The organism is Catalinimonas alkaloidigena (genome assembly GCF_900100765.1).
Lineage (GTDB): Bacteria > Bacteroidota > Bacteroidia > Cytophagales > Flexibacteraceae > Mooreia > Mooreia alkaloidigena.
Genome location: NZ_FNFO01000001.1, coordinates 679,008 through 693,567, shown reverse-complemented (window position 1 = coordinate 693,567; position 14,560 = coordinate 679,008). Strand labels below are relative to the sequence as shown.

The 14,560-nt window shown below is 51.7% G+C and carries 12 protein-coding genes; all 12 read left to right on the top strand.

The window, feature by feature from the left end:
- Positions 1-6 precede the first annotated feature (6 nt).
- The 12 genes from BLR44_RS02680 to BLR44_RS02625 all read left to right on the top strand — a co-directional run bounded on the left by BLR44_RS02680 (position 7) and on the right by BLR44_RS02625 (position 14,548).
- Positions 7-849, top strand: coding sequence for a CheR family methyltransferase (locus BLR44_RS02680; protein ID WP_317042763.1), 843 nt, complete (start codon positions 7-9; stop codon positions 847-849).
- 17 nt (positions 850-866) lie between these two features.
- The gene (locus BLR44_RS02675; protein ID WP_089678653.1) at positions 867-1,460 is read left to right on the top strand and encodes a chemotaxis protein CheB; all 594 of its coding nucleotides are present in this window, start codon (positions 867-869) and stop codon (positions 1,458-1,460) included.
- Between the two features lie 9 nt (positions 1,461-1,469).
- A complete protein-coding gene (locus tag BLR44_RS02670; RefSeq protein ID WP_089678651.1) occupies positions 1,470-2,318 on the top strand; it encodes a GAF domain-containing protein in 849 nt (282 codons plus the stop codon).
- A 338-nt stretch (positions 2,319-2,656) separates the two neighbouring features.
- A complete protein-coding gene (locus BLR44_RS02665; protein WP_089678649.1) occupies positions 2,657-6,088 on the top strand; it encodes a PAS domain S-box protein in 3,432 nt (1,143 codons plus the stop codon).
- Positions 6,089-6,166: 78 nt separating this feature from the next.
- Positions 6,167-6,739, top strand: a complete 573-nt coding sequence (locus tag BLR44_RS02660) for a SiaB family protein kinase (protein WP_317042762.1) — start codon at positions 6,167-6,169, stop codon at positions 6,737-6,739.
- A 69-nt stretch (positions 6,740-6,808) separates the two neighbouring features.
- On the top strand, positions 6,809-7,171 hold the full coding sequence (locus BLR44_RS02655; protein WP_089678645.1) for a DUF1987 domain-containing protein: 363 nt from the start codon (positions 6,809-6,811) through the stop codon (positions 7,169-7,171).
- Positions 7,172-7,306: 135 nt separating this feature from the next.
- Complete coding sequence (locus BLR44_RS02650) at positions 7,307-10,486, top strand: ATP-binding cassette domain-containing protein (RefSeq protein ID WP_089678643.1); 3,180 nt, start codon at positions 7,307-7,309, stop codon at positions 10,484-10,486.
- A 253-nt stretch (positions 10,487-10,739) separates the two neighbouring features.
- Entirely contained in the window at positions 10,740-11,642 is a 903-nt protein-coding gene (locus tag BLR44_RS02645; RefSeq protein WP_089678641.1) for a hypothetical protein, read from the top strand.
- Positions 11,643-11,647: 5 nt separating this feature from the next.
- The gene (locus BLR44_RS02640; protein WP_143017073.1) at positions 11,648-12,079 is read left to right on the top strand and encodes a hypothetical protein; all 432 of its coding nucleotides are present in this window, start codon (positions 11,648-11,650) and stop codon (positions 12,077-12,079) included.
- Between the two features lie 142 nt (positions 12,080-12,221).
- Positions 12,222-12,860, top strand: a complete 639-nt coding sequence (locus BLR44_RS02635; protein ID WP_089678638.1) for an alpha/beta hydrolase — start codon at positions 12,222-12,224, stop codon at positions 12,858-12,860.
- Positions 12,861-12,980: 120 nt separating this feature from the next.
- On the top strand, positions 12,981-13,472 hold the full coding sequence (locus tag BLR44_RS02630) for a hypothetical protein (protein ID WP_089678636.1): 492 nt from the start codon (positions 12,981-12,983) through the stop codon (positions 13,470-13,472).
- Positions 13,469-14,548: an ATP-grasp domain-containing protein gene (locus tag BLR44_RS02625; RefSeq protein ID WP_089678634.1), complete on the top strand. Its 1,080-nt coding sequence runs from the start codon at positions 13,469-13,471 to the stop codon at positions 14,546-14,548. The genes BLR44_RS02630 and BLR44_RS02625 overlap by 4 nt, the downstream gene beginning before the upstream one ends.
- Positions 14,549-14,560: the final 12 nt, after the last annotated feature.

Sequence of the window (14,560 nt, the reverse complement as noted above, 5' to 3'; positions counted from 1 at the left end):
GGATACATGGTCAATACGAGCACAATACAAGAAATAGAACTCACCGAACTGCGCAGGTTAACTGCTTTTGTTCAAGAACGATTTGGCTACGATTTTTCGAATTATGCCATGTCTTCCTTCAAACGAAGGATCACACGCATACTTGAATTGGAGCGGATCAACTCTGTTGATGCCCTGATCCGAAAACTTGAACAGAACCCGGACACTGTCCACGACTTTATTTCGGAAGTGACGGTCAATGTCACGGAGATGTTCCGCGATCCGTCGTTCTGGCGCGTGTTACGCGACAAAGTGATCCCGAACATTCTGCTGAACCACGATAAGGTAAGCATCTGGCACGCGGGCTGTTCGTCGGGTGAGGAGGTTTACTCTATGGCCATTCTGCTTCAGGAGATGGGCATTTTGGACAAGGCCAAGATCGTGGCGACCGACATGGACAAGGCAATTCTGGCCCGCGCCCGTGAAGGGAAGTACACGATCAAGAACATGGAGCTGAACGAAAAGAACTACATCCGCTTCCAGGGCAAAGGGTCGCTGAAAGACTACTATACGGTCAATGGAGGGGTGGCGCAGATGGACAAGTCGCTGGTGGCCAACATTTCGTACCGGGAGCACGATCTCACCCAAGGCACGCTGTTCTCCAAGTTCGATCTGGTTCTGTGCCGGAACGTGATGATCTACTTCAACCAGCAGCTACAAAACCAGGTGTTGCACCTTTTGCACGAAAGCTTATTTAAATACGGCTACCTGATCATCGGTTCCAAAGAATCGCTTGTCTGGTGTGAGATCGCCAACAAGTTTATCGTGGCCAACAACGAAGAAAAAATCTACAAAAAAGTAAAAGACTAGCCTGCCCCCTGGTGCTCATGTCGAAAGATTACATTCATAATGGATACAAGGCGGTGGTGATCGGAGGGTCTGCGGGTAGCTTTCAGGTGATTACGCGAATCTTAGAAGGACTTCCTCTCGATTTCCCGCTGCCCATCATCCTGAGTTTGCATCGGCTCAAGCATGTGCGGAACGGGTTTATGGAAGCGCTCTCCATTAAAAGTAAGCTACCGGTGCACGAGCCAGAGGACAAGGAATCGATAAAAAAAGGAAGGGTGTACCTAGCTCCGGCTAATTATCACCTGCTGTTGGAACTAGGCAACCACTTTGCCCTATCGACCGACGAAATGGTCAACAACTCTCGGCCCTCTATCGATCTGACGTTGGATACGGCCGCTTACGTCTACAAACAACGGCTGATCGGCATCCTGCTTTCGGGTGCCAACCGCGATGGCGCCTACGGCATGAAGCGCATCAAAGAGCGAGGGGGCTTTACAGTGGTGCAAGACCCGGACGAATGCATGATCAACACCATGCCCGTGGCGGCGATGCAACTCACCGAAATCGACAAAGTAATGAAGACGGATCATATCATCCAGTTCTTAAAAGACCTAAACCGTGTATTTGCCTGATACGAGCTTATGAATAACCGATCACTCTTTTATTATGTCCGTGTTGCTTCTGTACTAGCGTTCGTCGTTAGTCTGGTGCTGCTCAGCAACTTCTTGCTGGAACTACCCAGCGAGCTCAGCACGGCAGCCCAACATCCGGATGAGTTCATTCTTCGGCTGTACGCTTACGTTGGTGCTACGCTCATCTTTGCGCTAGCCAATATCCTGATGCTAGTGCTGGCGGGGCGGACTACCCAACAAAATCAAATTGTTTACATAGAGAAACGCCAGGAAGGCAGCACACAAGAGGCTACAGCCGAGGCCCAAACGGCCCAGGTACAAGAGGATGAGACCATGCACTTGCTCGACAGCACGCAGCGTCTGATTCAACACCTGCAGGAAGTTTCTGCGCAAGCCAATCCTCTGCAACGCCCGGAGCAACTGCTGCAAGGCCTCTGCAAACATTGGGAGGCAGTTCAGGGCGTGTTTTACGTGGCCGATCACGATAGTGCGCCGTCCCGACTCCACTTGGTGGCAGGCTATGCCTGGTTCCATGCCGAGAGCCGTCCTCCGGTTTTCGAATGGGGCGAAGGACTAGTGGGCCAAGTTGCCCGCACCCAGGAAGCGCTCTATGTAAAAACACTGCCCGAAGGTTATGTCACTGTACTTTCCGGCTTAGGCACCACCAAACCGAATGCGCTGGTCATCCTGCCTTTGATCGCCGAAGGAAAAACATTGGGTGTAGTGGAGCTGTCGCTGTTCCGTGCGCTGAAGCGGGCTGAAGAACGGCAACTTGTCGAGCTAGGCAAACAACTAGGGCCTCTGATTGCCGATCTGCAGGCAACCGCCCTGATTCAGCAAGCCGAACTTGCTTCATAACACTTCAGATACCAAAGCGGAAAGAAACAAATTCAGTTCATATCACAAAGCGTAGTAAATCAGTGGGAATCGGAGAGAAATGGATGGAAAGCGCAGGGAATTCCCGTCGATTACAGGAAACAGAGGAAGTTGGGATAGATGAACGAATGTAAGTCTATTGAAGAAACACAAAAACTATCTCTGTGCCAGTCCGCAACCCAAGCAGTTTTATACAACGCTACGTTGGGCGGTTCACAGCAGAAATAGCGATAACTATTAAATACTATTTGTTTTGTAAAATCAACAGCTACTCGTCGGTTACTATCTGATTCACTGGCTGTTTAAGGTTTCAAACCCATATGTTCAAAAAAGTCTCCATAGGAACTAAAGTTACGCTTCTGGTCGTCGTGCTGATCGTCGCGGCGGTCCTGGCGGTTAGTTTCTTCGCGTTTCGCTTCACCCGTCAGACCACACTTCAGGCAGCGCAACGCAATCTGGAAGTTATCGCCGATGTTAAGGCGCAGCGCCTTAACGCTATGCTCACCGGCACGTCTTCTAACCTGGAATTTATTCAGGAGATTCCGCTGATTCAGCACTACTTCGCACAGGCCCTTCAGCCGGCGGATACACTTGAAGAAGCCCTTCCCGATCTGACCTCAAAGTTTGACTCGATCATTCGTCCGTTGCGCAAGCGCTATGGCTTCGACGCGGTCTATCTGATTTCGCCCGAAGGGCATTACGTCTACGACTCTGAAGGCACGAACGAACAAGGCAGTGCATTTCTAGATCCGGATGGTCAGACCCTGGAGCAAGCTTCGAAGGAAACCTATTTCAGCAACATCTTCCAGCTGGGAGACCAGTTCTGCGTCATTGTAGCCTCGCCACTGCACAATACAGATGACGAAACGATTGGCATCATTGCCTGCCGCATCGACATGACACCGATCTACACCCAGTTGCAGGATACCCTGGGACTCGGCAATACCGGTGAAGTGATGCTGGGCAAAGTGTTTCAGAACCAGATTGTGGTACAGAATCCGCTGCGGCACGATCCTCAGGCAGCCTTACGCAGAAGCTTTGCGAACGATGCACAGGCCTCCAGTGCCATGCAACGCGCTATGCTGGGTGAGAAAGGCAGTGTAGTAGAGAAAGATTACCGTAACCGGTCGGTGCTGGCCGCCTGGCACTACCTCCCTTCAACCCAATGGGGATTGGTGGTAAAAATGGATACCAGCGAGATTCTGGCTCCTATGCACGGTTTGCAAATGGCGTTTCTGATCGCCGTGGCCATCGCCGTGCTGATGGCGACCATCGTTACCAGCATGCTGTCTCGCTCCATCACCGCCCCACTGCATCAGTTGAAACAGACGCTTCAACTGCTTGGACGCGGAGTGCTACCCAACGAAGTACGTAAAGATTCCAATGACGAAATCGGTGAGATGGCCGAACAGGTCAGCGAAATGGTGAAAGGCCTGCGCCGCACGGCCGACTTCGCCCACCAGATTGGTCAGGGTGATTTTGACGCCGACTTTGAGCCGATGAGCGGTGAAGATACGCTGGGGTTAGCGCTAATTGGGATGAGCACCAGCTTGCAGGAAGCAGAAAAGCGCGATGACGAACGTAACTGGATTATCCGTGGAGAAGCCGAAGTAGGCGAAATTCTGCGGCGCCATACCAGCATCGACGCGCTGAGCGACGAAATCATTGCGTTCGTCACCAAGAAAATCGGAGCCATTCAAGGTGCTTTCTATGTCTTGGAGCAAGACCCGAACGACGAACGGACTTACATCCGCATGAAGGCGAGTTACGCCTACAACAAAAAGAAATACCTCCAGGCGCAGTTCAAGATGGGCGAAGGGTTGGTCGGCCAGTCGTGTATCGAATGCGACACAGTACTACGCACGGAAATTCCGAACGATTACGTCACGGTTACTTCGGGACTCATCGGCGAAAAACGCCCTGAGTGCCTGTTGATCGTACCACTTGTTACGAACGAAGAAGTAAACGGAGCCCTAGAATTTGCCGGACTGGAGCGGTTCACGCCACGCCAGGTCAAATTTGTCCAGGAGGTCAGCCAGATTATTGCGCGTACGTTGTTCAACATTCAGGTGAACGAACGCACACGTCAGCTTTTACTCGACGCTCAGAAGATGAGTGAAGAGCTGCAGCAACAGCAGGAAATTCTTCAGCAGAACGCGGAAGAAATGGAGGCTACGCAGGAAGAGCTGAAGCGGACCAATACTAAGCTCGAACATCAGATCGAGGAGGTTAACCGCACGCAGAAGCGTATGCAGACGCTGTTGGAAAACGCCTCGGAGGTGATCACCATCTACGAAGAAGACGGCACCATCCGCTACGTATCGCCTTCGATCGAGCGCATTCTGGGGTACCGCGCCGAGGAAGTAATCGGTCTGAAAGACGATCAATTCGTACACGAAGAAAACCAGCAGGTCTTGTCGAAGATGTACACCGACCTGCTTGAAAAACCACATGAGTCGGTAACGGTTCAGATCCAATACAAGCGCAAGAACGGCGAGTTCGTATGGCTGGAAGCAACCGGCAACAACTTGTTGGATGATCCGGCGATTCAAGGACTGGTGATTAACTCACGCGACATTACCGAGCGTCGTCTGGCCGAACGCGAAGCACGGATGCGGGGGCAAATGCAAGCCCTTTCGGAGAACTCGCCTGACCTGATCACCCGTGTCAACGAAGAGGGTACGTTCTTCTACATCAACCCCATTATCGAGACGTATACGGGACACAAGCCGGACTACTTCCTACAGAAGTCCCTCGACGGCGTCGAAATCGAAGGAACCCTGAAAGAGTCGTGGCGCCGCATCATCAGCCAGGTGATCGAAGCACAACAAAATGTTGCTGACGAAATCGACTTCCAGTCCAGCATGGGCGAGCGGGTGATGCAGGTCAATGCCATCCCGGAATACAACGAAGAGCAGAAAATGGAATCGATTCTGTTGGTGTCGCACGACATCACAGACCGAAAACTGATCGAACTCGAAATCCAGAACAAAAACAAAAAGATTACCGAGTCGATCAACTACGCCAAGCGCATCCAGAATGCCATTCTGCCCGACAACGATACGATTCACGAAGTATTTACCGAGTCGTTCATCCTCTACAAGCCGCGTGACGTGGTGAGCGGTGACTTCCCGTGGTTCCTTCAGCAGGGCGACGACATTTATCTGGCCGCGGTCGACTGTACAGGGCACGGCGTTCCGGGGGCGTTGATTTCCTTGATCGGCTACTTCCTGTTGAACGACATCGCAACCAGCGGCACGTTCTCGCCGGCCGAGATTCTGGACCGACTCGACGAAGGAGTAACCAGAACCCTGAAACAAACAGGAGCCGAAGGCGATACGCGCGATGGCATGGACGTAGCCCTGTGTCGTGTAAATGCAAAACAGGGTACCATTGAATACGCTGGTGCACACCGACCGCTCTATCACCTGCGCGAGGGAGAGCTGACTGAGTTGAAAGGCGACAAATTCCCGATTGGTGGAGGGCAGTATAAGAACCGCACCAACTTTACGAATCACGTCATCGAATACAAGGCCGGCGACACGGTGGTGTTCTTCTCCGATGGCTTCCCTGACCAGTTTGGCGGGCCTAATCAGAAGAAGTTCTCGCCACGACGCATTCGCGAGATTTTGCAAACGTACAACGAACTGTCCATGCAAGAGCTGCACGAGATCTACGACCAGGAATTTGAGGCTTGGCGTGGTGAAGACAAACAGACAGATGACGTACTAATGATTGGCTTACGCTTCTAAAATAAATTCACAAACAATTGCATCATTCAATCCCCGTACGGCACGCTCGTGTGGGTCAAATTTAAATCAACTGTTCAAATGGAAACACAAACCTTAAGCCAACCCCTATCCATGCGGTATATCTTTGACCTGCATCGGACAATGGTTGCCAAAAGTCTGATTCTTGCTTACGAGGGAGAATTCACCCAGGAAATCACGAAGTCGGTGTTGTCGATGGCTGAGCGGAATCTGGATTCGCTTGGTGAAGAATCGAACATCAAGCGGAAGGTTTTCAACGTGATGGTGGAATGTCTGCAGAACATTGCCAAACACAGCGACGAATTTCCGGAGACCACCCTACGCAACTCGGCGATCTTCATGATCGGCAAAGAGGAAGGGGATTACATCATTTCGACCGGCAACCCGATTCAAAAAGATAAGGTTGACTTTCTGCGTAGCAAGCTGGATGAAATCAATAGCCTGGACAAAGACGGCCTCAAAGCCCTTTACAAGGAGATCATCAAAAACGGTGAGCTTTCCGACAAAGGCGGCGCCGGCCTGGGTTTTGTAGACATGGCACGGAAGTCTGGTAACAAGCTGGAATTTGGCTTTGAGCCGATCGACAGCCACACCGATTTCTTTATGCTGCAAACCCGCATTTCCCGGGGTTAATAACACTTAGGTATCAATCACTAATTTTTTCTAATCCTTTACGATCAAAATCAACGCATTCCTATGACAATGGAAATCATTAGCCTGGAAGGCACGGAAGATACACCGAAAATTATCCTGGACGGTAAAAACGGTATTTATGAGATTTCAGGGCGCTCGCTACCCGAAGATTCGGCAGAGTTCTATGGCCCTGTTCTGGAATGGCTGGACCAATACGCCGATGCGCCCAATTCAGCCACGGAGTTTGTCTTCAAGCTGGAGTATTTCAACACTGCTTCGTCTAAGCTGATTCTCGATATCCTTTCGAAGCTGGAAGACATCGACAACGCCAGTGTGGTGTGGTATTACGATGAAGACGACGAGGACATGCAGGAAGCCGGTGAAGAGTTCTCTGAACTGGTAGAAGTACCCTTCGAATTCAAGACGTTTTAAGAGACGAAGCGCCTGCATAGCGCGCTTCACCCTCTACTATAACAATTTTTAACCCAAGCACCATCAGCGTATGGGCGGGGCGATGTATGGTCTACGTACTGGAGCCCCGGCTCTCTACGCATAGCCCCACCCCCCATGAGTGAGGAAATACTACAGGCCCTAACCCAACTCTTTGGGATCATCACTAAACAGGATGGTGGGGTCACCGAAAAGGAACGAGCTTATGTCATCCGCTTTTTCCAGCAACAGCTCAACAAGGATAAAGTAGAGGAATACGTACGCCTCTATGACAAATACGTTGGCTACGGGCAATCGGACGCCGAAGAGGAAGAAGATGCCGGTGGAGGCACGGTCGTTAAGGTTAAGAAAGAGCGTAAGCTGACTTCCGTCCGCGATTCGGTCAGGACGCTGGCGCTCTGTAAGAAGATCAACAAGACTCTGGCGCAAAAGCAAAAGGTCATTGCGCTGATCAAATTGCTGGAGCTAGTAAACGAAGACCAAAACTTCACTCCCCAGCGCAAGCAGATCATCGATACGGTCTCGGAGGTCTTCAACATCTCACAGCAGGAGTACAAGCTGATCGAGGACTTTGTGCTCTGCCAAACCGGCCAGTATGCCGATCATGCCGACCTTTTGGTCGTCGACGCTCATGATCACCTCGCGGCAGCCCATGTGCACCACATGCACTCCACAGGGCTGGAAGGTGAGATTATGGTCCTGAAGGTAGCCAGCGTCGACATGTACTTCCTGCGGTACCTGGGCCACAGTGAACTAACACTGAACGGTTTCACGGTAATCCCCAATCAGGTGTACCTGTTTCCGCATGGCAGTACGCTCAAAGCTGCCAAGGGCGAGCCGCTTTACTACGGCGACGTAGTGGGGCACTTTGTAAGCGATGCAACCTTCTCGAACCTGTCGTTCAATGTAGATGCGCTGGAGTTCCGCTTCCCGAACGGGCACGTGGGGCTACACGACGTCAACATCTCGGAAGGCCCCGGCAAACTCATTGCCATCATGGGAGCCAGTGGTGCTGGCAAAACTACGCTACTGAATGTACTGGCGGGGCTGGAGACCCCTTCTAAAGGTCATGTGCTGATCAACGGCATCGACCTGCACAAGGAAAAAGACAAGATACAGGGCATGATCGGTTACGTGGCTCAGGACGATCTCCTGATCGAAGAGCTGACGGTCTTCCAGAACCTGTATTATAACGCTAAGCTTTGCTTCAAAGATCTTTCGGAAGAAGAGCTTACCAAACGCGTTGACCAGACGCTCGCCAGCCTGGGACTCGGGCATATCAAACACCTGGTGGTGGGGAATGTCCTGAACAAAAAGATCAGTGGAGGCCAGCGAAAGCGCCTCAACATTGCCCTGGAATTGATTCGCGAACCGGCGGTGCTTTTTGTCGATGAGCCGACATCGGGGCTGTCGTCACGCGATTCTGAGAATGTGATCGACCTCCTGAAAGAGCTTTCGCTCAAAGGCAAGCTCATCTTTGTGGTGATTCACCAGCCTTCGTCCGACATCTACAAGATGTTCGACAAGATCTTCATCATGGATACGGGAGGCTATCCGATTTTCTATGGCCATCCGGTCGAAGCAGTCAGCTACTTCAAGCGGGCGACGCATCAGATCGATGCTGACCGAGGCCAGTGCCATACCTGTGGGAACGTCAATCCAGAGCAGATATTCAACATCATTGAAGCACACGTTGTAGACGAATACGGACAGTTTACAAACGAGCGCAAGATGACGCCCACCCAGTGGAGCAATCTGTACGCAGAAAAGTTTACGACCGAGCGCCGCGACGATGTGCGTGATGCGTTGCCTCAGGCCCTGAGCATTCCCAAGCGTTTCAAGCAGTTCGTGGTGTTCACGACCCGGGATCTGCTCAGCAAGGTAACCAACACACAGTACCTCGCGATCAACCTACTGGAAGCCCCGCTCCTGGCTTTTCTGCTGGCGTTTATCATTCGCTTTCAGAATAGTACCGACGGAACGTACGTCTTTCGGTTTAACGATAACATTCCGGCGTTCATTCTGATGTCGGTCGTCGTGGCCTTGTTCATGGGGTTAACGGTATCGGCCGAAGAGATCATACGCGACCGGAAAATCCAACGGCGAGAATCGTTCCTGAATCTGAGTCGGTCGAGCTATCTGATGTCGAAAGTCACGATTCTGTTTCTGTTATCGGCCATTCAGACGCTGACTTTCGTGATGATTGGCAACTGGATCCTGGGGATTCAGGGCATGCACCTCTCCTACTGGTTCATCCTCTTTACGGTGTCGTGTTTTGCTAACATGCTGGGGCTGAACATTTCAGCCTCTTTCAACTCGGCCGTAACCATTTACATTCTTATTCCGCTCCTGCTTATCCCACAACTCATTTTGAGTGGTGCTATCTTTAACTTTGATAAGCTCAACCAGTGGGTTTCGACGAAAGGCAAAACACCTCTGATCGCGGACATGATGGCTTCTCGCTGGGGGTTTGAGGCATTAACGGTGCATCAGTTTAATGCCAACCGGTATCAACGCATGATTGCCGGAATCGAGAAAGAAGAAAGCCTCTCGAATTACCTGACTACCTACTTGATCCCAGAGCTGGAAACGCGCCTAAAGCAAGTTGAAGAGGGCTTACACGGCGATGCTGCACAACGCGAAGAAGCCGAGAAAAACCTCAGGATTCTGCAAAATGAATTGACGCATCCGGCCCTGCAAGAGCATTTCAGCGCACTCGATCTCCCAAAACAACTTAGTCCTGAAAACTTCAACGAAGCCACCGCCGAGCAACTGCGTACAAGCCTGGCTGCCGCTGGCGAGTTCCACAAGCTTCGGTTCACGAAAGCCAATGAGATGAAGGACGGCGTTCTGATGACCTATGAAAATAATCCGAATCGCCCCTACTCGTTGGCTGAGCTTAAAAATCGCTATTACAACGAAAGCCTGAATGAGCTGGTGCGCAATGCAACGGTTAAAAACCGGGTGGTTGAGTGGAACGATCAGCTACTACGTCAAACCGATCCGATTTACCACGAACCGACGCCCGATGGGCTGCTCGATTACCGAGCGCACTTCTATGCCCCTCGTAAGCATCTGTTTGGGCTTTCGATCGATACGTTCTGGTTTAATGCCTTGGTAATCTGGCTGATGACTGCTGCGCTGTACCTCACACTGTATCACGAGAGCTTCAAGAAACTGATCGACCGGCTGGGCAGTCTTCCTGTCCCCAAAATTAAGCTGCCGGGTTTACCGCTCTCAAAAATTCAGTCGGCGTGGTCGCAACTGACACAAAAAATCAACTTAAAGAAAGCATAAAACTCGCGTACGACGGCACTATTTCTTACGCCCTCAGGCTATTGCTGTTTGTACAACAAAAACCGAGTTAATCACCACAAAATGAGGTCAGTAGCCTTACAATCCGATAAAGAAAAAGCACAAACCGAAAGAAAGCGATCTTAAAGTATCTGAAAACTAAAGCGGTCTTACAAGCCTGCACCCGAGGCACCCACACTCAAATTTGCGCCCCTTTTTTTAGCCATATATCTTTACATCAACTCAAACGAAATCCATGAAAAAAACAGCCGTAAGTCTCTTAACTGCCCTGGCGCTCCTCTCGGCCTGTGATCCCGAGACACAGAGTACGCCAGACGTGGCTGAGAGCCTCGATCAAGCGGCCGTAGAAACGCCGAAGCTGTCAAACGAGGTGTTGCGTGACTTGCTGCAATCCATCCCTTCTCCTCTGGAAACTTCCATGCTGATTAAGGAATCGGGTGCACAATACGAAAAGGGTTACCTCAATTCTGTTGATAATAAGAGTAATTACAACACCAATGCTCGGAAAGCTCTCAATTTAGGGATCTACGGTGCGGACCTAGGATACACGAACCTTTACTCTCGCAGCCAGGACGGTATCTACTATATGAATGCCGTACGCGATATGGCGGAAGGACTTCAGATTGGTCAGTTCTTCGATTTTGAATTGATTCGTCGCCTGGCCACCAACACCACGAACCTGGATTCGCTGTTGTTGATTACTACTCAAAATTTCCAGCAGATTAACACGCATCTTCAGGACCAGAATCGCACGAATTTAAGTGTGTTGATCTTGGCCGGCGGTTGGCTGGAGGCTCAGCACCTGATGAACCAGGTAGTGCAAGATCACCCTGACCAGGAAGCTTTGAAAGAGCGGATCGGCGAGCAGAAAATTGTACTGGAGCGCATTATGCTGGTACTCGATTCCTACAGCCAAGACCCGAGCATCGGCCCCCTGGCTGCGGACATGAAACAATTGAAAGGCATTTTCGACGAGGTTGAGATCGTCCACACGTACGAAGAATCCGTGATGGAAGAAGTAGACGGAATCATGATGATGGTTGATAAAAGCACCAGCACGGTGTACATCACCAGTGAGCAGTTGGAGCGGATCGCTAAAACGACAGAGCAGATCAGAAACAAAATTATCGAAAGCTAATCCTCATGAAAAAATACATCTTCGCTGTTTGCCTCTCTATGTGTGCCTTTTTAATGGCGGACCAAGCACAGGCGCAGTGTGACGTAAACAAGTTCTTAGACAACTGTAACGGGAAGTTAGCTAGCGGCTACACATTCCTGAAAAGTTACAGCGTAAACGGTGAATCGGGTGGTAAAGTAGAGCACTCGTATGTGTTCAGCAAAGACACCAACTATCTGATCACACTCTGCAGCGAAAATGGAGACACAGACGGCATGGTCGTTACCTTATACGACTCCAATCGCAAGCAGCTGATCAGCAGCCACGACGCGAAAAGCGGGCGGTTCTTGCCAGCCATTGGCATCCGCATCAGCGCCACGGGCATCTATTACCTGGCCTTCTCGTTCGAAGGCGATGGCCCCAAATGCGGCGGGAGTGTTGTAGGCTTTAAACGATAGATTTAGTAAAAATAAGCATAGGTATGGGAGGGCGGACTGGCCTGTAATGGGCTGGTTCGCTTTTTTTTGTGCCCTCTCCTTACCCTGTTTGAGTTGAGTATGTCCGGAAGCCTCTCTACTTTGCCCGGACATAACAAGATTCATGCAGACTCACCATTTGGCGGTCACCAAAACCGCACGCTATACCACGTTAGGTTCCTTGTCCGATCAAACCCAGGAGGTTTGGTTTGTATGCCACGGGTACGGACAACTCGCCCCCTACTTTATCCGGCATTTTCAAGCCCTTGACGATGGAACGCGCTTTATCGTAGCGCCTGAAGCCTTATCACGATTTTACCTGGAAGGCGTTTCGGGTCGCGTAGGTGCAACCTGGATGACCCGGGAAGACCGCCTGCACGACATCCAGGATTATACCCAGTACCTCACGTCTCTGTACAAGCACCTTCTCGAAGGACTTTCCGTTTCGACACGCATCACCCTGCTGGGATTCTCGCAGGGAGCGGCAACCGCGTGTCGGTGGGTAGCCACCGGCCAAGTTCACGTCGACCGGCTTATTTTATGGGCAGGCCAGTTTCCTCCCGACATTGACATGATGCCCGCCCCCGAGGCGCTAGAGGGCAAAGAGCTTGTTTTGGTGACCGGCCGAACCGATGCGTACATTACGCCGGAGGTGCTTCAAGAGCAACATGCGCTTTTGGAAAGACGCGGGTTGCCTTACCGCCACATCTGGTTTTCGGGTGGCCATACCATCGATGCTGACACGCTTTGCACCCTTGTTTAGCTACGTAATGTCATCAGACTGACACTTTACCAGCACAGTGCTTTTTAAGTTTGGCGCTATGGCCACTTTTGCAGGCCGGTCGAAATTCTCTATCTTCAACGCACAACCTTACCTTTGCCAATGCAGCAACAGCTTTTTAAGCAACTCACCTTTTTACTTTCTACCGTCCGTTCGGAAGATTTCCACTGTCCGCTTCCGATACTTTCGGGGGCGACCATAGGGCAACACATTCGCCACGTGCTGGAATTTTACCAGTGTCTTCTTCAGAGTCTGACAGACGGCCAGGTGTGTTACGATCATCGCCCGCGCGATCCGCGCCTGGAAACAGATCGTGCCTTTGCGCTGTCGCAACTTCACCAATTGCAAGCATCGCTGACCGATTTGGAAGGCGAACGACACCTGTCGCTTCTAACCGGTCCCCCTGAGCATCCGCTCCGTGTGATGACCTCGTTAGATCGCGAGCTTCTGTATTGCCTGGAACACGCCATTCACCACCTCGCACTCGTAAAAATCGGGGTAATCCAAGCGTTGCCTTACCTCACGTTACCCGAAGGATTCGGCATAGCCCCCGCTACCTTACACTACCGGGCACACAAGCCCCTGGCCTCATGAGATCGCTCTGGCATCGCCTGACGCGCTGGGAATTCTGGCCCTTTTGGGTATTTTATATCCCCGTTTACCCCTACTGGCTCTGGCTAAGCATGAAAGCACGTTCGCTCGCGTTTTTCACCGCGGCCAATCCGACTATGGAATGGGGAGGGTTTGTCAACTACTCCAAATGGAATACCCTACGTCAGCTTCCTGAAACTCACCGTCCCCGTACGCTCGTGGTTGAAGTGCAGCCCCTCTCCGTTGAATCCATGCTGACGCACATCGAACGACAGGCCTTTGCCTTCCCGTTGGTCCTCAAGCCCGACATGGGTGAACGGGGTTTGGGTGTGGCCATTGTACAAACGGCGGCTGACCTGATTCATCACCTGGAACGCTGGCACTCCGTCTGCCCTACGTGGTTGATTCAGGAATTTGTGGACGCACCGCTGGAGTTTGGGGTAATGTACCATCGCCTGCCAGGGCACACGCATGGCAGCGTGACGTCGGTAGTGCAAAAGCAGGTTCCCCTTCTTCGCGGCGACGGGCACTCATCGCTGGCGACGTTATTAGCAACGCATCCGCGTGCAAAGTTGCAACTTGAACTGTGGCGAGACGTGCATCAGGCCCGACTCGACTGGGTACCCACCCAAGAAGAACCGGTACCGTTGGGGCAGATCGGCAATCACTGCCGGGGAGCCATATTTCTAGACGGTAATGCCCTGATTAACACAGCACTCACGCAGGTATTCGATCAACTCAGTCAACACGTTCCGGGCTTTTACATAGGCCGTTACGACGTCAAAGCCGCGTCGCTGGATGCGCTTTATACCGGCCAGGGCCTCACCGTTCTGGAGCTTAACGGGGCTAACTCTGAACCCGCCCACATATACGACCCGGACATGCCGCTCCTGCAGGCCTATCGGCACCTGTTTCGCCACTGGCGCATGCTCTACCGCATCAGCGTGCTTAACCACCGTCGGGGAGTGCCCTATACGTCAGCTTTGGCACTGCTGCGACAGATCCGTCAGCACTTGGCGCTAACTCCGCCATCGGCACCGCAGGCTGCACCGATTACGCCCGCTTATGCGACTTCCTGACAGACGTTTTGT

Coding starts and splice junctions, on each gene's coding strand:
- BLR44_RS02680 (WP_317042763.1), top strand. CDS start 7: ATGGTCAATACGAGCACAATACAAGAAATAGAACTCACCGAACTGCGC.
- BLR44_RS02675 (WP_089678653.1), top strand. CDS start 867: ATGTCGAAAGATTACATTCATAATGGATACAAGGCGGTGGTGATCGGA.
- BLR44_RS02670 (WP_089678651.1), top strand. CDS start 1,470: ATGAATAACCGATCACTCTTTTATTATGTCCGTGTTGCTTCTGTACTA.
- BLR44_RS02665 (WP_089678649.1), top strand. CDS start 2,657: ATGTTCAAAAAAGTCTCCATAGGAACTAAAGTTACGCTTCTGGTCGTC.
- BLR44_RS02660 (WP_317042762.1), top strand. CDS start 6,167: ATGGAAACACAAACCTTAAGCCAACCCCTATCCATGCGGTATATCTTT.
- BLR44_RS02655 (WP_089678645.1), top strand. CDS start 6,809: ATGGAAATCATTAGCCTGGAAGGCACGGAAGATACACCGAAAATTATC.
- BLR44_RS02650 (WP_089678643.1), top strand. CDS start 7,307: ATGAGTGAGGAAATACTACAGGCCCTAACCCAACTCTTTGGGATCATC.
- BLR44_RS02645 (WP_089678641.1), top strand. CDS start 10,740: ATGAAAAAAACAGCCGTAAGTCTCTTAACTGCCCTGGCGCTCCTCTCG.
- BLR44_RS02640 (WP_143017073.1), top strand. CDS start 11,648: ATGAAAAAATACATCTTCGCTGTTTGCCTCTCTATGTGTGCCTTTTTA.
- BLR44_RS02635 (WP_089678638.1), top strand. CDS start 12,222: ATGCAGACTCACCATTTGGCGGTCACCAAAACCGCACGCTATACCACG.
- BLR44_RS02630 (WP_089678636.1), top strand. CDS start 12,981: ATGCAGCAACAGCTTTTTAAGCAACTCACCTTTTTACTTTCTACCGTC.
- BLR44_RS02625 (WP_089678634.1), top strand. CDS start 13,469: ATGAGATCGCTCTGGCATCGCCTGACGCGCTGGGAATTCTGGCCCTTT.